The sequence below is a fragment of the Actinoplanes sp. OR16 genome, assembly GCF_004001265.1.
Lineage (GTDB): Bacteria > Actinomycetota > Actinomycetes > Mycobacteriales > Micromonosporaceae > Actinoplanes.
The window spans coordinates 5,466,568-5,487,163 of record NZ_AP019371.1; the positions used below are offsets into that span (position 1 = coordinate 5,466,568).

15 protein-coding genes and 1 tRNA gene are annotated in these 20,596 nt (G+C 68.5%); 9 read left to right on the plus strand and 7 right to left on the minus strand.

What is annotated here, in order from left to right:
- Positions 1–103: 103 nt before the first annotated feature.
- Positions 104–6,265, plus strand: coding sequence for an RHS repeat-associated core domain-containing protein (locus EP757_RS24940; protein WP_127549894.1), 6,162 nt, complete (start codon positions 104–106; stop codon positions 6,263–6,265).
- A gap of 163 nt (positions 6,266–6,428) precedes the next feature.
- Positions 6,429–7,307: a hypothetical protein gene (locus EP757_RS24945; protein ID WP_127549896.1), complete on the plus strand. Its 879-nt coding sequence runs from the start codon at positions 6,429–6,431 to the stop codon at positions 7,305–7,307.
- Here the strand turns inward: EP757_RS24945 and EP757_RS24950 are convergent.
- Both EP757_RS24950 and EP757_RS24955 read right to left on the minus strand, forming a co-directional pair.
- Positions 7,304–7,690, minus strand: a complete 387-nt coding sequence (locus EP757_RS24950; protein ID WP_127549898.1) for a hypothetical protein — start codon at positions 7,688–7,690, stop codon at positions 7,304–7,306. The two genes, EP757_RS24945 and EP757_RS24950, sit on opposite strands and share 4 nt — an antisense overlap.
- Positions 7,691–7,817: 127 nt before the next feature.
- Complete coding sequence (locus EP757_RS24955) at positions 7,818–8,501, minus strand: hypothetical protein (protein ID WP_127549900.1); 684 nt, start codon at positions 8,499–8,501, stop codon at positions 7,818–7,820.
- 160 nt (positions 8,502–8,661) lie between these two features.
- Here EP757_RS24955 and EP757_RS24960 point away from each other — a divergent pair, with 160 nt between their 5' ends.
- Positions 8,662–8,856 (plus strand): hypothetical protein, encoded by a 195-nt coding sequence (locus EP757_RS24960; protein WP_127549902.1) that lies wholly within the window; start codon positions 8,662–8,664, stop codon positions 8,854–8,856.
- Positions 8,857–9,055: 199 nt separating this feature from the next.
- Here the strand turns inward: EP757_RS24960 and EP757_RS24965 are convergent, their stop codons facing one another.
- Entirely contained in the window at positions 9,056–9,619 is a 564-nt protein-coding gene (locus EP757_RS24965) for a hypothetical protein (protein ID WP_232049986.1), read from the minus strand.
- A 227-nt stretch (positions 9,620–9,846) separates the two neighbouring features.
- Here EP757_RS24965 and EP757_RS24970 point away from each other — a divergent pair, with 227 nt between their 5' ends.
- Complete coding sequence (locus EP757_RS24970; RefSeq protein ID WP_127549904.1) at positions 9,847–10,071, plus strand: hypothetical protein; 225 nt, start codon at positions 9,847–9,849, stop codon at positions 10,069–10,071.
- Here EP757_RS24970 and EP757_RS24975 read toward each other — a convergent pair.
- Positions 10,036–10,120 (minus strand) — tRNA-Leu (locus EP757_RS24975). The two genes, EP757_RS24970 and EP757_RS24975, sit on opposite strands and share 36 nt — an antisense overlap.
- A gap of 114 nt (positions 10,121–10,234) precedes the next feature.
- Between EP757_RS24975 and EP757_RS24980 the strand changes: the two genes are divergently transcribed.
- A complete protein-coding gene (locus EP757_RS24980) occupies positions 10,235–11,806 on the plus strand; it encodes a tetratricopeptide repeat protein (RefSeq protein ID WP_160165878.1) in 1,572 nt (523 codons plus the stop codon).
- A 5-nt stretch (positions 11,807–11,811) separates the two neighbouring features.
- On the opposite strand, the gene EP757_RS24985 is transcribed toward EP757_RS24980, so the two are convergent.
- Together EP757_RS24985 and EP757_RS24990 are read right to left on the minus strand one after the other, a co-directional pair.
- A complete protein-coding gene (locus tag EP757_RS24985) occupies positions 11,812–12,843 on the minus strand; it encodes a hypothetical protein (protein WP_127549908.1) in 1,032 nt (343 codons plus the stop codon).
- 148 nt (positions 12,844–12,991) lie between these two features.
- Entirely contained in the window at positions 12,992–14,701 is a 1,710-nt protein-coding gene (locus EP757_RS24990) for a phosphodiester glycosidase family protein (RefSeq protein WP_232049987.1), read from the minus strand.
- 93 nt (positions 14,702–14,794) lie between these two features.
- On the opposite strand from EP757_RS24990, the gene EP757_RS24995 reads away from it, so the two are divergent.
- Positions 14,795–15,919 carry an epoxide hydrolase family protein gene (locus EP757_RS24995; protein WP_127549912.1) on the plus strand — a complete coding sequence of 375 codons (1,125 nt, stop codon included), beginning with the start codon at positions 14,795–14,797 and terminating at the stop codon, positions 15,917–15,919.
- A 37-nt stretch (positions 15,920–15,956) separates the two neighbouring features.
- Here EP757_RS24995 and EP757_RS25000 read toward each other — a convergent pair whose 3' ends face one another.
- Complete coding sequence (locus tag EP757_RS25000; protein ID WP_127549914.1) at positions 15,957–16,463, minus strand: MarR family winged helix-turn-helix transcriptional regulator; 507 nt, start codon at positions 16,461–16,463, stop codon at positions 15,957–15,959.
- Positions 16,464–16,708: 245 nt separating this feature from the next.
- On the opposite strand from EP757_RS25000, the gene EP757_RS25005 reads away from it, so the two are divergent.
- From EP757_RS25005 to EP757_RS25015, 3 genes are all read left to right on the plus strand, one after another.
- A complete protein-coding gene (locus EP757_RS25005) occupies positions 16,709–18,877 on the plus strand; it encodes a discoidin domain-containing protein (RefSeq protein ID WP_232049988.1) in 2,169 nt (722 codons plus the stop codon).
- A 269-nt stretch (positions 18,878–19,146) separates the two neighbouring features.
- Entirely contained in the window at positions 19,147–19,509 is a 363-nt protein-coding gene (locus EP757_RS25010) for a LacI family DNA-binding transcriptional regulator (protein ID WP_127549918.1), read from the plus strand.
- Between the two features lie 318 nt (positions 19,510–19,827).
- The gene (locus EP757_RS25015) at positions 19,828–20,586 is read left to right on the plus strand and encodes an IclR family transcriptional regulator (protein WP_127549920.1); all 759 of its coding nucleotides are present in this window, start codon (positions 19,828–19,830) and stop codon (positions 20,584–20,586) included.
- Positions 20,587–20,596: the final 10 nt, after the last annotated feature.

Consider the following 20,596-nt stretch of genomic DNA (forward strand, 5'->3'; position numbering starts at 1 on the left):
ACGGCCCTCCGGATCGACGGGGGTCGAGGTCTGTCACGTTCGCGGACCGCTGGGCATCCTGCTGGATCGCGCCGACCCGTTCCCCTAGCGTCCACATTGGAGGATGAGGTTGCGTCACTCCCGTCCGCTCACCGTGCCTGCGGCGGCGTTGTTGCTGCTGGCCGGTCTCGCCCTGCCGGCCGCCCCGCCGGCACAGGCAGCTCCGCTGCCCACCGCGGTGCCGAAACCGCAGCAGTATGCGACCGAGGCCGCCGACGTCCTTTCCGCGCGTGCGCTGGCCCGGCTCTCCGGCAAACGCGTCGAAGCGCTCTCCGAACGCGACGAGTCCACCACCACCTGGGTCAACCCCGACGGTTCGCTGACGTCGGAACTGTCCTCCGGGCCGGTTCGCTTCCAGCGTGACGGCAAGTGGGTCGACGTCGACCTCACCCTGCAGCCCGCCGCCGACGGCAGCGTCACCCCCAAGGCACACCCGGGCGGTCTGCGCCTCGGCGGCGCAGGTGGCACCCGCGCCCGGTCGATGGCCGAGACCCGCACCGCCGCCGCCCGCACCCTGGCCACCGTCGGGGAGGGCGACCAGCAGATCACCCTGCAATGGAAGGGCGGCCTGCCGAAGCCTCAGGTCGACGGCACCACGGTCACCTACCCCGACGCCGTGCCGGGCGCCGATGTCGTCGTCGAGGCCACCCGTACCGGCTTCGAGCAGTACACCGTCATCAAGCAGCGCCCCTCCGGCGCTTACTCGTACACGCTGCCGCTGCGGACCCCCGGCTTGACGGTGACCGAGCAGGCCGACGGCAGCCTGGTCTTCACCGACGCGGGTAAGCGCAAGCGCGCCGTCATGCCCGCGCCGATGATGTGGGACGCCAGCACCGACCCGGTCTCCGGCGAGCACACCAACCGCGCCCCCGTCGGCCTGGACGTGGTCGAGCGGGGCGACACCGTCGATCTGGTGCTCACCCCGGACCCGGCCTTCCTGGCCGACCCGGCCACGGTCTACCCGGTCACCGTGGACCCGACGACCGCCGCGCTCGGCAACGTCTTCGACACCCGCGTGCAGGAGGGGGAGACCGTCGACTGGTCGGCCGACACCGAGCTGTACTGGGGTAACCCCGGCACCACCAACGCCGACGGCAGCACCCGCTACGCCCGCTCCTTCATCACCTGGAACACCGCCCCGATCGCGGACTCGATCGTGATGGACGCCGACGTCAGCCTCTATAACTTCCACTCCGGCAACACCGCCTGCACGGCGCAGGCCTGGCAGATCTGGGACACGACGGCGCCCTCGACCGCGTCGCGCTGGGGCAACCAGCCGACCTGGAACGAGCAGTTCGCCACCCCCACCCAGACCAAGGGCCGCTCGGAGTGCGGCGGCGACGGCTGGATCACCGGCGACGTGACGACGATGGTCTCGTTCTGGGCCGGGGCCAAGTACGCCCGCGCGCACATGGGCCTGCGCGCGCCGTCGGCCGCGACCGCCGAGTGGAAGCAGGTGAACTCCGGCAACGCGGCCACCAACGTGCCGAAGCTGACGGTCACCTACAACTACCGGCCGCGCACCGGCATCAAGCAGGAGGCCGGACCGCCGTACTTCTCCTACGGCGGCGCCTACACGGTCAACACCACGACACCGACGCTGCGCGACACGTTCATCGACTCCAACGGTGACAAGGTGCAGGCCACGTTCCAGGTGTACGACGCGGCCACCAACACCCAGGTCGGCGCGAACTACACGTCGAAGCTCGTTCCGTCCGGGCAGGTGTCGTCGGTGGTCGTGCCGGCCGGCGTGCTGACCGACGGCAAGACCTACAAGTTCCGCACCAACCCGTACGACGGCACCCACTGGAGCACCGTCTGGTCGGCGTGGAAGACGTTCACCGTCGACACCACCGCGCCGTCCGCGCCGCGCGGCATCACGTCCACCGAGTACCCGGCCGGGCAGTGGGTCAAGGGCGCCGGGCAGGCCGGCTCGTTCACGGTGACGCCGCCGGCCGCGGACCACAACTGGCTGGAATGGTCGCTGGACGGCTCGGCGTGGGCGAAGGTGCCCACCGGCGGCGCGGCCTCGGCCGTGAACATCACCGCCACGCCGGCCCGCGACGGGGAGCAGACTCTCCAGGTCCGCTCGGTCGACAAGGCCGACAACAAGTCCGAGGTGATCAGCTACACGATCAACGTCGGCCCGGGCGGCTTCACGCAGCCCGACGACGGTGAGCGCACCGCGCGCCGCGTCCCGCTCGTGGCGAGCGCCGATAAGGCCCGCTACACCGCCGCCACGTTCTCCTGGCGGCGCTCGGCCGCCGACGCGTGGACCGTCATCCCGGCAGCGCACCTGCTCGCCGGCGACACCCCCGTCACCGCTCAGCCGGTCGCGCTGACCGCCGGTCGCACCGCCGACCTGGTCTGGAACGCCACCGACACGGTCGATCCGGACGGCAGCGTCCAGCTCAAAGCCGACTTCACCGGCCCGAACGCGGCAGCGGGCAGCAGCAACCCGATCACCGTGGTGGTCGACCGCAACGCCGACGGCGCCGGCACCGAGAAACTCGGCCCCGGCTCGGTGAACCTGCTGACCGGCGACTACACGGTCACCGAGACCGACGTGTCGGCGTGGGCGCTGTCCGCGTCCCGGACCCTGTCGTCGCGGACGCCGGACAAGGGCGCGACCCAGACCGGCCAGGCGCCGATCTTCGGCAAGGAGTGGGTCGCGGGCACGACCGCCATGCTGCCGGAGTTCGACGGTACGCACATCCGGCGGGTCTCGGACACCGCCGTCACCCTGGTGGACGCCGAAGGTGAGCAGATCAGTTTCACCGCGAACGCCACCCGTACCGGATGGGTCTCCGAACCCGGCTCCGAAGAGCTGACCCTGACCGGCGCGGTGACCGGCACGTTCACCCTCACCGACACCGACGGTGTCGTCAGTGTCTTCGCCAAGCCCGCCGCCGCATCGGACACCTGGCAGCTCCAGAAGACCGAGCTCGACGGGCTCGCCGACTCCACCACGACGGTGGTCTCCGAGGCTGTCACCGTCGGCGGCAAGAGCCTGGCACGGCCGAAGCGGGTCGTCGCACCCACCTCGGCGGTGGCCGCGGCGACCTGCGGTCAGACCCCGGCGACGAAGGGCTGCCGGGTTCTCGAGTACGTCTACGCGACCGCCACCACCGCGAGCGGTGAGACCCTCGGCGACGTCACCGACCAGGTCAAGGAGCTGCGTCTCTGGTCGACTGAACCCGGTGCTGCCGCTGCGACGGCGAAGACCGTGCAGGCGTACGCCTACGACGGATCCGGGCGCCTGAGGGAGGCCTGGAACCCGCTGATCACCCCGTCGGTGAAGCGCAAGTACGCGTACGACGGCTCCGGGCACCTCACCCAGTACACCCAGCCGGGCGAGCAGCCCTGGTCGTTCGGTTACGACGGCGGCCGTCTGCTGCGCGTGTCCCGGCCGACCCTGACCCCGGGCACCACGGCGACGGTCAACGGCACGGCGGTCACCAGCATCGTCTACGACGTGCCGGTCAGCGGGACGAAAGCCCCGTACCCGATGGGCACCGCCGATGTCGCGGCCTGGGGCCAGCGCGCCGCGCCGACCGACGCCACCGCCGTGTTCCTGGCCGACTCCGTGCCGGCCGCGCACACCGGCAGCGCCCTGACCGCCGGTTCCTACGGCCGGGCCAGCGTCCACTACCTGGACGCCTCCGGGCGTGAAGCCAATGTGGCACTGCCCGGCGGGCACATCACCGCCACCGAGTACGACCGCTTCGGCAACACCGTACGCAGCCTGACCGCCGCCAACCGGTCACTCGCGCTCGGGCTCACCGCGGCCGGACGGGCAGCCCTCGCCGACCTCGGCATCGCCGGGCTCTCCACCGCCGAGCGTGCCGAACTGCTGTCCACCCGTACGACGCACAACGAGACCGGCACCCGCCAGCTGTCCGAACTCGGCCCGCTGCGCCGCGTCGAGCTCGGCGCCGATCTCAAGAGCGGGAGTACGGTCCTGCTCGCGGCCGGATCGTCGGCCGCCGCACGCACCCGCACCGACAACGGGTTCGACGCGGGCCGTCCCACCGACGGCACCGCCAAGGTTCGCGACCAGGTCACCAAGGTCACCGTCGGTGCCCAGGTCCTTCAGTTCCCCGGCGTGCTGGGTGAGGCCCGGGTCACCGAGACCACCTACGACTGGGTCAAAGGCCTGGTGTCCAAGACGGTCGCCGACCCCGGCGGCCTCGCCCTCACCACCACCAGCGAGTACGACGCGCAGGGCCGCATCATCCGCCAGGTCACGCCGGGCAGCAGCGGCACCGACTCGGCGACACAGGTCACCGCCTACTGGTCCGCGACCGGCACCGGCGCCTGCAAGGGCCGTCCGGAGTGGGCCGACCAGCTCTGCTCCACCGGGCCGGCGGGCGCGATCACCGGCGGTGGCAGCAACCCGGCGGCGCTGGCGGCCAGCACCACCGAGTACGACTGGTGGGGCAACCCGGCCAAGGTCACCGACACCGCCAACGGGGTCAGCCGGGTGACCAGCACGTCGTACGACGCGGCCGGCCGGCCGGCGACCGTCACCACCACCGGTGGCACGGGAACCGCCATTCCTGCGGTCACCACGGAGTACGACCAGGCGACCGGGCGTGCCGTGCGCACGGTGTCGGCGACCGCGGGCACCATCATCAAGGTCTACGACTCCCTCGGCCGGCTGTACTCGTACGCCAACGCCGACAACGGCCGCACCACCACCGAGTACGACCTGCTCAACCGGCCGACGAAGGTGACCGACACGGTCCCGTCGACGGTCACCTACACGTACGACCACGCGACCGAGCCACGCGGCCTGGCCACCCGGATCACCGACTCGGTGGCCGGAGCGTTCCAGCCGTCGTACGACCCGGACGGCACCGTCACCAGCGAGAAATTGCCCGGTGGCTACACCCTGACGGTGGCGCAGGACGCCGGCGGGTCCACCGTCGACCGCACCTACACCCGCGACAGCGACGGTGTGCTGGTGTTCGCCGACACCGTGACCCGCACGATCCACGACCAGGTCGCGAGCCACGCGGGCTGGTCGGCGCAGACGTACGGCTACGACGCCCAGGGCCGCCTCACCAAGGTCCAGGACACCACCGACACGGTCTGCACCACCCGCGGCCAGACGTTCGACAGCCGCGGCAACCGCAAGACCCTCACCAGTGCCACCGGCGCGCCGGGCGCGGACTGCCCGGCCTCCGGCGGCACGACGACGTCGTTCACCTACGACAGCGCGGACCGGCTGGCCGGCTCGGGGTACGTGTACGACGCGTTCGGGCGGGCCACCACCGCCGGGGGCGACGGCACTCTCGCCTACTTCGTCAACGACCTGCCGGCGCAGCAGACCAGCGGCACCCGGCGGCAGACGTGGACGCTGGACCCGGCCAACCGGGTGCGGACCACCGTCGAGGCGACCGGCAGTGGCAGCACGTGGACGACCAGCAGCACCAAGGTCAACCACTACTGCAGCGACAGCGACGTCCCGCGCTGGGTGGTCGAGGACGCGGCGGGGACGGTGACCCGCAACGTCACTTCGGCCGGCGGCGACCTCGCGGCCACCACCGGCAAGAGCGGCCAGACGGTCCTGCAGTTCGCCGACGTCCACGGTGACATCGCGCTGCTGCTGCCGCTGGACACCACCGCCGCGCCGATCGCCCTGGACCACGACGAGTACGGCAACCCGAAGGCCTCGCAGCCCACGACCCGGTACGGCTGGCTGGGAGCCAAGCAGCGCGCCTCCGACACGGTGTCCGGGCTCGTCGTGATGGGCGTTCGCCTGTACGACCCGAACACCGGACGCTTCCTCTCCGTGGACCCGCTCTACGGCGGCGGCGACAACCTGTACGGCTACCCGTCCGACCCGGTCAACCAGTACGACCTGGACGGACAGAAGTGGAAGTGCAAGGCGAAGTGCGCGCTGGTCGGCAACGACCCGAAGTGCACCGGCTATGTCTGGGGCGCGGGCGAGGGCAAGACCGAGAGCGACGCCAAGAAGGCGGCGAAGAAGGACGCGTCGAGCCAGGCCCCGCGCGGCTGCCGGACGAAGCACTGCGACATCAAGGAGTGTACGAAGAACCGGTTCCGCCAGTTCTGGGACAGCAACTTCAGTCCCCGTTCCATCCACATGCGCAACCCGCCGGACTGGATGCGCCGGATGAACCGGTGGACGTACGGGATCGCGTTCTACAGCGAGGTGTGGCGCGGGACGTACGGCAGCTTCTGCGGCTGCGGTCCGTGATCGACAGCTGAACGGAAGACCAAGCCGGTCCCGGTGGTTCTTTCGCCGGGGCCGGCTCGGCTCCTGTTGTCCTGTGGGCGTGGCCGGCCCTGGAACCGCGGCGGCTCGGGCGACCGAGTCGCGCGGGTCGCTCATATCGCAGCCGGTCGCAATCGTGTGCCGGGTGCCGCCTGTCCGCCCGCCGTCGTCCGTGCTGGGCGCCTTCGGTGCCGACGCGCCGATCCGGCCGCTTGCCGGTGGGCAAGGCACATCGTGGGCCGCAGGTGACCTGCCCCTGACGACGGCGAGTCAACCCCGACATTCGATTACGACAACCCGGCTGGCGACACCTCTGAGCCCACCACCGGGCCGGAAGCAGGTACTCAACCGGGCGGAACAGGGCGTCCTCGACGCGACGGTGCACCTCGCCGACGACGAGGTGCCTGCCTACCGTATCGATACGCCCTGGGCCGTGGACGCCAATGGCAATGAACTGCCCACCAGCTACAGCGTCAACGGAACCACGCTGAGCCAGACGGTGGACACCCTCGGTGCGGCCTTCCCGATCGTCGCCGATCCCGCTTTTGTTCCCATCATCATTTGGCTCACCGCAGCCGCTGTCCGCGCCGCGGCCCCAGCATTTGTGGCTCAAACGATCAAATCAACGACTCGAGCCACTATCAAGAACGGTTACAGGACTTTCGACGCTTTCAAGAAGAAGCACGTGACCGGCAAGGAGAAGACGCACGAATGGCATCACATCGTCGATCAGGCCAATATCAAGCGGCACAACTGGGACGCGAGGACTATTCACAACCGGCAGAATATGATTCAAGTGCCCAAATATTCATCAGAGGTGCATCACCTCGCGCATGCTTCTAAAAATCAGAACATTCCTGGGCATGGTAGCGTCCGTGGGCACAGTTCTGGACCTGTCCTGATTCGGGATAGCGTCAAGAACTTAACCTTCGAGCGGCAGTATCAGCTCGGCGTTCTTCTCCGGGTCGCGAGTGTCGGCAAGGTTAGTTCGCCGGCACTCGCGTCCTTTATGGAACAGGGTTAGCGTTGTTCTTTGATGGGTTCGAAATCGCTAGGCGACCCGAAGAACTTGGCCGCAAAGGCGTCGAAAAGAAGCGAATCCTCAGGCGCTAAAACTAGATATGCCTCGTTCAGGCGATCTTCTTCCTCATCGGAACTACCAGCCTCCGGGAACTGCTGAACGACAGAAGCGAGCTCTTTCAAGCCGAAGTACCGGAAGCCAGCGACGGCAGCGTCGAGTTCGGCGCTTCCCAGTGACGACGCAGCATGCCCGGGACCGCCGTTCATCACCGCCCCATGAGCCAGTAGCAGCGCGCTGAGATGCCGATCCCCGGCTCCGTCACCACGTTGAGCCGCCGCCCGATTCCAGACCAGGTCGGCCTCTGAAGGCGTGAAGGCTGGTTTCATCCCATCAGGGTAGCCGGAAGCCTGCCAGGCGTCATCGCATCGAGGGTCTTGCAGACTAGTCAGCATGAAGCGGCCGGCTCCTCGATGAGTTGATCTCGTGGGTCATCCACGCTGAGCGCAGGAAAGGTCACTCGGTCTTTTCGAGCCGACCATGGAAAACGTACGCCCCGTCCGCACTTTCGACTGTTATTGCTCCAGTTCCGTCCTTGCTAATCCTGAAGTTGGTGTCAGAATAGCACGCGTCCGCCCGATCTTGATGCGTGATAACTTCATTGACAACAATGTATGAGTAATTGGCGCTGCGCACGCTCATCCTGCCGCGACAGCCGAGATCGCTGTAAATCGACTCGCCCTCAATCGAGCCGCTCCGAATCCGCCTAAACGATACTTTCATGCCGTAAACGAAATCCGGCTGCTCTTGCGTGACTAGTCCGCTCCAGGTGCCTATGTAGCTTCCGAGAAGTTTTTCCAGTTCGTTGCTGCCCTCGTCCAATGCGGCAGTCGACAGTGGTGACGCACTGTCGACCGGTCGGCTCGGATGTGGCGGCAGTTCAACACTCGCAGCAACTGTCGGCGTCGAGCCCGGCGGCTGCGGTGGTGAGTCCTTCGGTGAGCTCACGCCAGGCACCGAGCCGGGTGCCGCCGCGACAGCTACCTGCACGACGGTCGCCAGCAAGGACAAGGCAGCTAAGACCACGGACAATATCGCCCAATTCTGATGGTGCCGACGGACCCGCATGTAGACAACGGCAAGCACCAGGCATACAACACCCGTGAGTACTGCGGAGATCATGAATTGGCGGTCAGTCACCGCCATATTGTGTTGTCCCACCGCAACCCCGGACAGCCTTCGAACAGTCAGACTTGGGCTGGCGGGTCCTGCCGCGCTGGTGTGATCAGGGTGGTGATGGAGGCGACCAGTGACTACGGGAACCCGGTGTTCAACCTGTTCGAAAGCGCATGGGTTCGACGTGTGCCTGGTCAATGCCCGCGACGTCGAGCACCTGCCGGGCCGGCCCAAGGTGGAGGCGGTGGCCGGCGAAGCCGGGGAGATCGCACCGGCCGAGCGGCGGGAGACGCGACGGCCACCCGTACGAAGGACCACGAAATTGAAGAAAGCACAGGTAGCAGCCCTAAGAGACGCCCTCGCCGACCTGACCCGCTGAGCGCGCGTCCCGGGTCGTTGGTCCGATGTAGGCCGCAGTGGGCGAGTTCGAGCGGACACTCACCCGTACCGGGCACCTCAGCTGTGGATTGCGCAATGCCGTCGACGTTGAAACGGCGCTCAGACTTACCCGCGTCCCGACCGCAATAAGCCGAGATGCTCGCCGACGGCGAACCGTCGGCGCTGGCACCGTACGGATGTCAGACGGCGAGGGGATGCTGGCGGTAACAATCATCAGGATCGCCGTAGGCGAAGCCGTTCTCGTCCAGCGCGTTGTAGATCGTCAGCCAACTCGGTGCCAAGTCCAGACCGATGGCGATGCTGCCGTTGGCCATGTCGTCCGCTCCGCCGGCCCACTCCAGCAAGACCACCCGTTCTAACGTTCGACCCGCCAGCTCGGCGAGTTGCGGCGTGGCATCCGGGCGCCACACCAGATCGAAGAGGGAATCCTCGCTGTCGTCCTCGATCGCTCGCGCGGGATCAAGGATGTTCCAGGTGATGCAGACATCGTCGAACTTCTGGTGGTCGATGCTGACCAGCTGATCACCGAAATCCAGCAACACGGGCGCGTCGGAGAACCACTCGTCGCTGCGGACATCCCAGACCGCCCAGACATGCCGAAGGTTGCGACCAGCCAGGCGGGCGAGACGTTCGCCGTGGACGCCGTTGATGCTGTCACGACCGTTGAGCCACTGCGGGTCGTAGTTCTGAATGCCGAAGCGGTACATGATCCAAATTCTGGCGAGGACGAGCAGAACAAGCACCCGAATATAGGAGGGCAGAACGAGAGGAGGCCCGAACGATCAGCCAGCAACGAGATGCCACGCAGGGGAGAGGTCGCAGCATACGAACGTGCCAAGATCGACCGCTACCGGGCAGCGCTCGACGCCGGAGGCGACCCGACTCTCACCGCCGGCTGGATCACCGAGACCACCGCGATCAAGAAAGCAGCTCAAGCCCGCTCGATGTCGCCGACGCGCCACCCGAGCGGATGACGGAGAAACAGCTCGAAGCCATCGCCACCGCGTTCAAGGAACTGATCGGGCTGATTCAGGGAGCGGGCCCCCGCGACCGCGCCGAACTGTACAGCCGCATCGGCCTGCGCATGACCTACCAACCAGGCCAGAAAACACTGAAGGCCGAGGTCGTCTCTGACGACTTCGGCCGTGTGTATAACGTGTGTCCGAGGGGGGACTTGAACCCCCACGTCCGATAAAGGACACTAGCACCTCAAGCTAGCGCGTCTGCCATTCCGCCACCCGGACCTGCTGTTATGCGCCGTCCGCTTGCCCGCCGCACAGGTAGAAACTCTACACGCCCCCCAACGTGACCCGAACCAGGGGTAGCCACCTCACGGCGAACCGGGCAGCATGGCGAATGTGCCCCCGCTGAAGCAGGCTCTCGAGCGGGCCCGCCTCCTGGTCTCCACGGGCGATCCGGACGCGGCGCGCGCGTTGCTGGAACACGCCTCCGAGCAGCTCGGAAGCACTCTCGGCGCTGATCATCCGGAGACGCTGACGACTCGGGTGCACCTGGCCGCCCTCTACCGCCGTCTCCACGATCCGGCGAGTGCTAGGCGGATCTTGGAGACGGCATACGCGGCTGGACAGCTGCGGCACGGGGATACACATCCGCTGATTCTTCGCATCTCGCTCGATCTGGGCATCATCGCCGCAGAGCTGGGAAATCATCACGAAGCCCGTCGCGCTTTCACCCGCGTCACCCTGCACGGCCCCGCGGCTCTCGGCGCGCATCATCAGGCGATCACCCGGGCGCAGGCTTATCTCGATCAAAATCCCGATTCGGTACGAGGGACAGCCCCGCTCTTACCCCCACCCCCAAGTGAAGCCCCCGCCCATCCGGAACCGCAGAGACTGGTCCCCGACCCGGATACACAGGCCCAGAACCCATTGTCCCGCCGTCCTCCGATAGAGCACCCGCCCGCTGAAAAAGCGGAACGAGCTGACAAAGCGGAAAAAGCTGAGAAGGCTGAAAAAGCTGAGAAGGCTGCGATAGCTGAAAAAGCCCCGAATCCCGACCCCCTGAGCGTCCTCGACCCCTATCCCCGAGAGCGGACGCCACAGGACCCGAACAAAGAACCGGCCTGGCTGGAAGCCCTGAAAGTCCTCGATCCCGGTCCCGGCGCCCCACGTCCGGCCCCGATCCGGCCGTCGGAGGACCCGCCGAAATCGCCGGAAGAGCCCCGTGACGTCAACTGGCTGAACCCCTATCCGGACGCCGGGAAACCGCCACCGCCCGACCCGGCACCCTCACGGTCCTCCCTGGAGTACCTGGTAGATCCGCCGCCGAGAGCTGTTCCCTGGAATCAGGGAATGGAAGACCTGCACCTTCCGGAACGAGAACCGGAAGGAGTACGGGAACCAGAACGGGAACCGGAACCCGGCAAGGCGACGCCGCCCCGAAAACCCGAGCAACCACCGGCCGCCACCGAATCGATCGACTGGCCGGCCTGGAACGAAGGCATGGCCGACATAGCCGAACCGGCCGATGAGAGACGCGTTCCGCAGCCGACCTCCCCGGAAAGCCTGATGACCCCCGAGGAATGGGCCGAGGCCTGGCGTTCCGCGACCACCGAACTGTATCCGCGAGACGACCCGCCGGCGCCGAAACCCGAGCCGAGAACCCCGGCTCCCCGGCCGAGGAGAAGGGAACCCCGGGACGTAGAACCCCACGACGATTGGCAGTGGGCCGAGCCGATAACCGAGGAGCCGCCGGAGAACCCACTGCACGACCGCCGTGAGACGTTGCTGCTGGCAGAACGGATGCTCCGGACGTACCCCTCAAGGAGACCGCAACCGAAAGGCCGGAGCCTGGCCCTCGTGCTCGTCGTCATGGCGACGGTGGCCGCGCTGGCGGCGATAGGAACCCTCGTCTACGTCCTGACCGACCGAGCCCTGCAAACCACCGATTCGTCGACGCACCGACCGTGAAGCTCCTACTGCTCGGCTGAATCCGGCTGATCCTTCTCCAGCGGGCATCCCTTCTCCGGCGTGTTGTTCGGATTCGATGCGTACTCGGCCATCCAGGAGAAGACCGGATAGCTGATGCACTTGCGCACGGAGTTCTCGCAGAGGGCGTTGGCGCCGAACTTCATGCACACCCACTGCCATTCGTACCCGGTCTTCCGACCGCCCGAGTCATCGGCGGTGGAGGTTCCGGTCAGGGTTCCCATCGACGTGCTGGGGTCCCCGGCCGTGGTGACGGGTTCGTCCGGCGTGATCGCGGTTCCGGTCGAGGTTCCCTGCGCCGCGTCGGCGGGCGCGTCGGGCGCCGGCTTGCGTTTCGGCTTCTCCGGGGAGAAGTTCTGGCAGAGCTTCTTGGTGGCCATCCCGCACCCGGCCGACAGGATCGCCCCGGTCGGTTCGCCCGGGTAGAGCTCGGGATATGTGCTGCACAGAGCGGCGCCGCCGAGTTCGCACAGGTCACGGTCGGAGTAGCCGGTCTCCGTGGCCGAGGGGTCGGTGCCCTCCGGCGGGAAGACGTCTCCGCACATGGTCTTCGTCGCCTGTCCGCACGCCCCACCCGATCCGGCGCCTTTCACCCCGCCGATCTTGGTGCCCAGCGCGTTGCAGCCGATCGACCCGCCGAGTTCGCACCAGTCGGCGGCGGACATGGGATAGCCGGGCTTGATCGGTTTGTCCTTCGACGGGAACTGGTAGTCGCAGACCTTCTCGTAGGCCTTCTGGCAGAGGCCCTGCGTGATGGCGCCGGTGACACCGCCGGGTCGTACGCCGAGAAGACCGCAGGCGACGTTCTGGCGAACCTCGCACCAGTCGCGGTCGTTCATGCCCAGCCAGTCCTTCTTGTCGTCCGGGTCATCGTCCGGGCTGCTGTGGCCCGCGACCGCGGCGTACGTGCCGTGGCCGGCTGCGACCGGGCTGGCGCCCGATGCCGCAGCGGCCGAGGCGGAACCTATGACCAGCGCCGTGACGAAGCTCGCCACCATGCTGATACGTCGGATGTTCATGCTGCTCACCCCCGTGATGCCCCGCTGCTGCGGAGCCGATGAGCCCAACGTAGGCACCGGCCCGGTGAGGTGGTCCGTCATCCGGTTCCACTCGTACTTTCGGCCGGTTTGCCGCGCTGATCGGTCAGGGAAGACGAAGAACCGTGCCCTACTTGGGGGTGAGCACGATCGCGTTGCCGACGCGGCGTTCGGTGACGGGCTCGTGGCCCCAATGGTCGGTGGGGCGGTTGGTCAGGGTGTCGCCGATGGTCAGGGTGCTGTCGCCGCCGATGCCGAGCATCATGGCGTCGACGGCGCCCAGCCACTTCATCACCGCCGCGGCCTCGGGCATCGTCACGCCGACGCTCACGCCCGGGCGGCGGCCGTCGATGACCACCAGGAGCAGCTGGCCTGCGGCGGTGATGCCGGCCAGGGTCCGGGGGTGGCGGCCGCCGAAGACGCTGGTGGCGGAGCGGTAGCCGTTCGCGCCCGTGTTGATCCACACCTCGCCGTCGCGGACCAGGGCGGGACCGCCGGCGATCGCGGTGAAGGCCGGGTCGGTCACCCGCTGCCCCTGCGGGTCGAGGATCCGGGTGCTGGGCCGGAACACCCGGCCCGGCGCGTACTTGCTCCTGAGCCACTGCGCTCCGGCGCCGATGCCCTGCAGCACCCGGCTCCCGGCGGGGATGGGGCCGCCGGCCGGGCTGCGGATGGCCTTGGCCCTCCAGTTGCCGTCCACCACCACGTCGACGCTGCCGGCCGGGCCGGTCGGCGTGGACGCGCCCCACTCGGGACGGAACAGCACGATCTCGTCCGCATCGGTGCAGGTCTCGGCCCGCCACGGCTCGTCGCCGCGCAGCGGGCTGCCGTTCTTGCGCAGGTCGCCGCCGGTGCCGCCGCAGTTGGCGATGCGCCCCGGCGCGCGGTTGACGCCGTCGAGCTGCCACTGGGCGCCGTCCGGGGCGGTCAGCGTCATCGCCGTGGTCAGCTCGGTGATCCGGGGGGCGGCGTCGTCGTACAGCAGCAGGGCCGTACGTCCGTTCACCGCCTCGCTGAGCAGGGCGTTGTCCTGGACGTAGATGCCGATCGGGTCGCCGTCGAACTTGCCGTGGCCGGGGTTGTTCGGGCTGCTGATGTCGAAGTCGCTGCCGTTCACCGCGGCGAGCGCTCCGGCGTTGCGGGCGATGTCGCGTACGGTGTCGGCCTTGCTGACGTCGGTCCCGTGGGCGCCGCCGGCCCGCACCGCTGCGTAGGGCTCCACGACCAGGGCACGGACCTCCCACGGACCGGTGGTGGCCTCGTCGCGGTACGCCTCGTGCTCCACGACGCCGCGCAGCCCGACGAGGTCGCCGCCGATGGTGACCTTGACGGTCCGGAGGCGCTTGAGGTGGTCCGCCGCGGCCGTCTCGGTGGCGAACCGGCCCGAACGCACGCCGTAGAGGCGGTCGTCGATCTTGTTCCCGGACCGGTAGGGCACGTCGGCGGTGGGAGGCGGGTCGAAGCTGACGACGGTGGCGGCGAGCCCGGCGCCGGTGACGTACCCGCGATACTTCTCGGCGCGGGCAGGGCTGTGGGTCACCACGTCGTCGCGTGTCGTGGAGAGGTAGACGGCCACCGTCCATCGAGCGGTGGCGTACCCCTGGGTGTATCGGCGATAGGTGACACCGGTCGCCAGCGGTTTCGCCCTCCCGATGGTGGTGGACAGCGCCGCGGGACCCAGCGGCATGCGATCGCCCGGGTCCTGGAAGGGAACCGGGCTGACGGCGGCGGGCGGCGGCGTCTCGATCGCGGCGGGGGGCGGCGGCGGAGGAGGCGGCGACACGGCCGGCGTTCCGGACAGAGCGGGTAGGGTCGCGATCACCAGAACGACGGAACCCATCCGGTGACGCCAACCCATGCAAGAACCCTTCGCCACAGACGCGTGGATATTACCGGACGGGAACTGACCTGATCGGGTCCTAGCGTCGGCCGCATGACGAACAGCAAGCCGGGCGTGCGCCCGTTCCGGATCGACATCCCCCAGGCACAGCTCGACGACCTGCACAGCCGCCTGGCCGGCACCCGGTGGCCGGACGAGGTGCCCGGGGCCGGCTGGAGCCGCGGCGTACCCGTGGAATACCTGCGGGAGGTCGCCGGCTACTGGCGGAACGGCTACGACTGGCGGGCACAGGAGGCCGCCCTCAACCGGTACCCGCAATACCTGACCACCATCGACGGGCAGAACCTGCACTTCCTGCACGTGCCTTCCTCCGATCCGGATGCCACGCCGTTGTTGCTGCTGCACGGCTGGCCCGGGGGAGTGGTGGACTTCCTGGACGTGATCCAGCCCCTGACCGCATCGTTCCACCTGGTCATCCCGTCACTGCCCGGGTTCGGGTTCTCCACCCCGCTGGCCGGTCCGGGGATGAACGCCGACCGGATGGCAGGGCTCTTCGTCGCGCTGATGGACAGGCTCGGGTACGAGCGGTACGGCGTACACGGCTATGACTGGGGTTCCTGGATCGCCTCCCGGGTCGGTGCACGGGACCCGGAACGGGTCGCCGGCGTCCACCTCACCGCGCTGGTCACCCTCCCGGCCGGCGTCGAGGGGGAGATGGACGGCCTCAGCGAGATCGAACAGCAGCGCTGGCAGCGCATGCTGACCTTCAACGACGGCTACCTGCAGTGCAACGCCAAACGGCCGCAGACCGTCGGGTACGCCCTGACCGACTCCCCGGTCGGCCAGCTCGCCTGGATCGTGGAGAAGTTCAAGGAGCTCACCGATCCGGAGGAGGGGCTGCCGGAGGAGAGCATCGACCGCGACCGCATCCTCACCGAGGTGTCGATCTATTGGCTGACCGGCACCGCGGCCTCCGCAGCCCAGATCTACTACGAGGAGTTCTCCGCGACGGCCCCGCCCGAAGGGGCCCCACGAAAAGGGACCGTGCCCACCGGCGTCCTGGTGTCCCGCCACGACAACGCGATCCGGCGGTGGGCCGAGCGCGACCATCACGTCGTGCACTGGACCGAACTCGGCAAGGGCGGGCACTTCCTGGCCATGGAGGAGCCGGCCCTGCTGGTCGACGACATCCGGGCGTTCTTCGAGAAACTGACCTGACGCCGATTCCGCGGGCTGAGCCGCAGCGCCCGGTCCGTCAACCGGCCCGGTTGCGCCGGGCGCGCGGCTTGGCGGACCGGGGCGGGGCGGCGCGCATGTGGTCGCGGACCCGGCCCAGGATGGCGTCGAGGGTGGTGACGTCCTTGCCGGTCAGCGGTGCGAACAGCAGTTGCCGGACCCGGGCGACGTGCTCCGGGAGAACCCGGGCGACCAGGTCGCGGCCGCTGCCGGTGACCGTCACGATGACGCTGCGCTCGTCGTCCGGCGAGGGCGAGCGGGTGATCAGGCCGCGCTTGTCCAGCAGTCCCGCCTGATAGGTGAGCCCGCTGCGGCTGTAGACCACGCCGTCGGCCAGATCGGTCATCCGCAGCCTGCCCTCGGGGGCGTCGACGAGCCGGGCCAGGATCTGGAACTGCACGTAGCTGAGATCGCCGTCGGAGCGCAGGTGCTCGTCCACCGCGTACTGCAGCAGGCTGCTGACCTCCACCAGAGCGAAGTAGGCGCCGAGCTGCTCCGGACTCAGACCTGGCGCCGCATCACTCATCCGGCGATCGTACATGCTTTGAATTCGAAGTGATCGGCGAGGGATTGCGGCGCGCTCGATAACGCTTTTCCGGAGAGTTCTTCGTTGATTTCTCTTTGTTTTCGACATATTGACGAGCGGCAACACGGCGGTAACAATTCCTCCCAGAGAGCGCTCTCTGGTCCGCCTCCGCCGTCCGAACAGGCAGGTCCATGACACCCCTGACATCGATTTCCCCACCGCCGCGCCGACACCGCGGGCGGATCATGCTGAGCACCGCGCTCGCCGCGGTCCTCGGCACCACCGTCGTCTCGGTCGCCTCCGCCGCCAACGCCGCTGACACCCCGCTCTCGCAGGGCAAACCGGCCACCGCCTCCTCCGTCGAGAGTGCCGCCTTCCCCGCGTCCGCCGCGGTCGACGGCAACGCCGGCACCCGCTGGTCCAGCACGTTCGCCGATCCGCAGTGGCTCCAGGTCGACCTGGGCAGCTCCCAGTCGATCAGTCAGGTCGTGCTGAACTGGGAGGCCGCCTACGCCTCGGCGTTCACCATCCAGACCTCGGCGAACGGGACCTCCTGGACGACGATCAGCCCGGTCACCGCCGGGCAGAACGGCGTACAGACCCTGAACGTCACCGGCAGCGGCCGATATGTGCGGATGAGCGGAACCACGCGCGCCACCCCGTACGGATATTCGCTCTGGGAATTCCAGATCTTCGGCAGCGGCGGAACCACCCCGACCCTGCCCACCTCGGACACCCCCGACCTGGGCCCGAACGTGCGGATCTTCGAGCCGTCCACGCCGGCGTCGACCATCCAGACGGCGGTGGACCAGGCGTTCAACGCGCAGCTGCGCAGCCCGACCGCGCAGTTCGGCAGCCAGCGTCACGTGTTCCTGTTCAAGCCCGGCACCTACGGGCGGGTGTGGGCCAACGTCGGGTTCTACACCACGATCGCCGGTCTCGGTCTCAACCCCGACGACGTGACGATCAACGGCGCGGTCAACGTCGACTCCGGCTGGAACTACGGCGACGAGTCGAACGCGACCCAGAACTTCTGGCGCAGCATGGAGAACCTGTCGATCGTGCCGGAGGGCGGTACCAACCGCTGGGCCGTCTCGCAGGCCGCCCCGATGCGCCGGGTGCACATCAAGGGCAACCTGACCCTCGCGCCGTCCAACCAGGACAACGGGCAGGGCTACTCCAGCGGTGGCTACCTCGCCGACTCGGTCGTCGACGGCGTCGTCTCCTCCGGCTCGCAGCAGCAGTGGTACACCCGCGACAGCCGGATCTCGCGCTGGGACGGCGGCGTGTGGAACATGGTCTACTCCGGCGTCCAGGGCGCCGCGGCCAACGCGTTCCCGAACCCGCCGCACACCACCCTCGCGACCACCCCGGTGACACGGGAGAAGCCTTATCTGTACGTCGACAGCGCCGGCCTGTACCGCGTCTTCGTCCCCGCGATCCGCCGCAACTCCGCGGGTGCCACCTGGCCGAACACGGCCGGCACCTCGATCCCGATGCGCGAGTTCTACGTCGCCAAACCCGGTGACACCGCGGCCCGGATCAACCAGGCCCTCGCGCAGGGCCTGAACCTGTTCTTCACCCCGGGCACGTACTCGCTCAACGACACCATCCGGGTCACCCGCGCCAACACCGTCGTCACCGGCATCGGCTTCCCGACCCTGATCCCGACCGGCGGGGTCGAAGCCCTCAACGTCGCCGACGTCGACGGCGTCAAGGTCAGCGGCCTCACCTTCGACGCCGGCACGACCAACAGCCCCACCCTGATGAGCGTCGGACGCGCCGGCGTGCACACCGACCACGCCGCGAACCCGATCAGCCTGCAGGACGTCTTCTTCCGGATCGGCAGCAGCGTCCAGGGCAAGGCCACCACCACCCTCGCGGTACACAGCGACGACACGATCATCGACCACATCTGGGCGTGGCGGGCCGACCACGGTGGCGCTCCGACCGGCTGGACCGTGAACACCGGCGACACCGGCCTGATCGTGAACGGCGACGACGTCCTGGCCACCGGCCTGTTCGTCGAGCACTACCAGAAGTACGAGGTGATCTGGAACGGCAACCGCGGCAAGACGATCTTCTTCCAGAACGAGAAGCCGTACGACGTGCCCAACCAGGCGGCCTGGATCGGGCCGCGCGGGAACGGCTACGCGGCCTACAAGGTCGCCGACGCCGTCACCGACCACGAACTCTGGGGCGGCGGCTCCTACGCCTACTTCAACGTCAACCCGAGCGTGCGGGTGGACCGGGCGTTCGAGGTGCCCAACCGGTCCGGCGTCCGGCTCCGCAGCGTGCTCACCGTCTCCCTCGGTGACGTCGGCACCATCGCCAACGTCGTGAACGACACCGGCGGCGCCGTCCCGAACCCGGCGGGCAACACCACGCCGCGCAACGTCGTGGCGTACCCCTGATCCTCTGTCTTCCTCGAGGCCACCGGGTGCGGCATGCGCCCGGTGGCCTGGTACTACAACAGCATTTCGATGCTTTGTATGCGTCTTCGCTGGTAGTGGCTGGCCTTCGCGCGTGTGCCAGGAGACGGCGGATCTCGCCTGGGCTGAGGGCGACCGTGTCGCTGCTGCTTTCGGGTCGGTGGCGGCGGTGACGGCGAGGTAGGCGTGGGCGAGCATGGCCAGGGTGATGTGCCGGTACCAGGCCTGGTAGCGGCGTACTTGGTGCCGGGGTGTCGCGTGCGGCGGTCTCGAAAGCGCTACGCCGGGCTCCCGGAGTCAGCGCGGAGATGCATCGCCGAGTCACAGCGGCCATCACAGAGTTGCAATACCGGTCGCAGGTGGCCGCCCGAGCGCTGCGAGGCCGCAGCCGAACTCTGGGGGTGCTAACGCCGCACCAAGCCAGTCCGCTCGCCACGCAGGCCATCGCATCGTTCACCCATGCTCTGGGTGCGACACCGTACGACTTGCTGATGCGTCCCTGCCTGACCTCGCTGAGCACCAGCTCGAAGCGGCGTGGTCGCTCGTCGATCACGGGATGGAAGGACTGGTCCTGGCGGGCACCAGCCTCACCGGGGACCAGATGGAGACCCTAGCCCGGCGGATCCCGGTGGTTCCGGTGGGCCACGCCAGCCGGAGCGGCCTGCTCGACAGCTTCTCCGTCGACGACATCGCCGTCAGCCGCCTCCGGCCTTGCTCGAACGCGTCCGTCCGGGCTCCGCCGTCGTCGCCCATCCGGCCGGTCACAGCGACGACAACGGATACCGGGCGGCACGCGAGCTGCTGGCCCAGCCGCGGCCACCCACTGCGATCATGACTGGTACAGATGCCGCGGCGCCCGGCCGTCTGCCGCCCCGCCACGCACTGAGTGACAGGTCGCCCGGACCGTATGCGTGGGGTGCCACGATGACGCTGTGCACACTGACGACCGACCTCATGGTGAGCCGGTGCTCGCCAGGGCCGCCCGGATCCTGCAAGCGTTCACCCCGGACGAGCCCGAGTTGTCGGTCTCGGAGATCGGCCGGCGGGCCCGGCTGCACGTCGCTACCGCCTCACGGCTGATCGCCGTCCTCGTCGATGAGGGCCTTCTCGCGCGTACCGCAACGGGAAAGGTCCGCATCGGCATGCGGCTGTGGGAGCTGGCGCAACGTGCGTCGCCGACCCTCGGTCTGCGGGAAGCGGCCATGCCGTTCCTGGAAGACCTGCACGCGGTCATCGGCCACCACGTGCAACTGGGGGTCCTCGACGGGAGCGAGGTGCTCTTCGTCGAACGGCTGTCAGCCCGGGACGCGGTGATCAACGTGACCCGGATCGCCGGCCGGCTGCCGCTGCACGCCTCGTCCGCAGGACTGGTTCTGCTCGCCTGGGCGCCCCGCGACGTACAGGAGCAGGTTCTGTCCGGGCCGCTGCGCGGCTTCACACGGGCAACGATCACCAGTCCCGTACGGCTTCGTGGTGTGTTGGACGGCATTCGCAAGCAGGGTTTCATCGTGTCGGACGGGCAGATCCATGCCGACGCCACCGGCGTCGCGGTGCCCGTACGCGAAAGGCCCGATCCGGCGAGTCCGGTCGTGGCCGGCTTGTCGGTGATCGTGCCCAACGACGGCCGCGCGCCGTCGCTGGTGCCGGCGCTGCAGGCCGCCGCCCGGGGGATCGCCCGGCAGCGCCGGTGAACTCGTCTCT

Excerpts from the sequence above, each read along its gene's own strand:
- EP757_RS25000 (WP_127549914.1), bottom strand. The coding sequence starts at position 16,463 with ATGAGTGATGCGGCGCCAGGTCTGAGTCCGGAGCAGCTCGGCGCCTAC.
- EP757_RS24970 (WP_127549904.1), top strand. The coding sequence starts at position 9,847 with ATGACGGAGAAACAGCTCGAAGCCATCGCCACCGCGTTCAAGGAACTG.
- EP757_RS24985 (WP_127549908.1), bottom strand. The coding sequence starts at position 12,843 with ATGAACATCCGACGTATCAGCATGGTGGCGAGCTTCGTCACGGCGCTG.
- EP757_RS24940 (WP_127549894.1), top strand. The coding sequence starts at position 104 with ATGAGGTTGCGTCACTCCCGTCCGCTCACCGTGCCTGCGGCGGCGTTG.
- EP757_RS24950 (WP_127549898.1), bottom strand. The coding sequence starts at position 7,690 with ATGAAACCAGCCTTCACGCCTTCAGAGGCCGACCTGGTCTGGAATCGG.
- EP757_RS24990 (WP_232049987.1), bottom strand. The coding sequence starts at position 14,701 with ATGGGTTCCGTCGTTCTGGTGATCGCGACCCTACCCGCTCTGTCCGGA.
- EP757_RS25005 (WP_232049988.1), top strand. The coding sequence starts at position 16,709 with ATGCTGAGCACCGCGCTCGCCGCGGTCCTCGGCACCACCGTCGTCTCG.
- EP757_RS24995 (WP_127549912.1), top strand. The coding sequence starts at position 14,795 with ATGACGAACAGCAAGCCGGGCGTGCGCCCGTTCCGGATCGACATCCCC.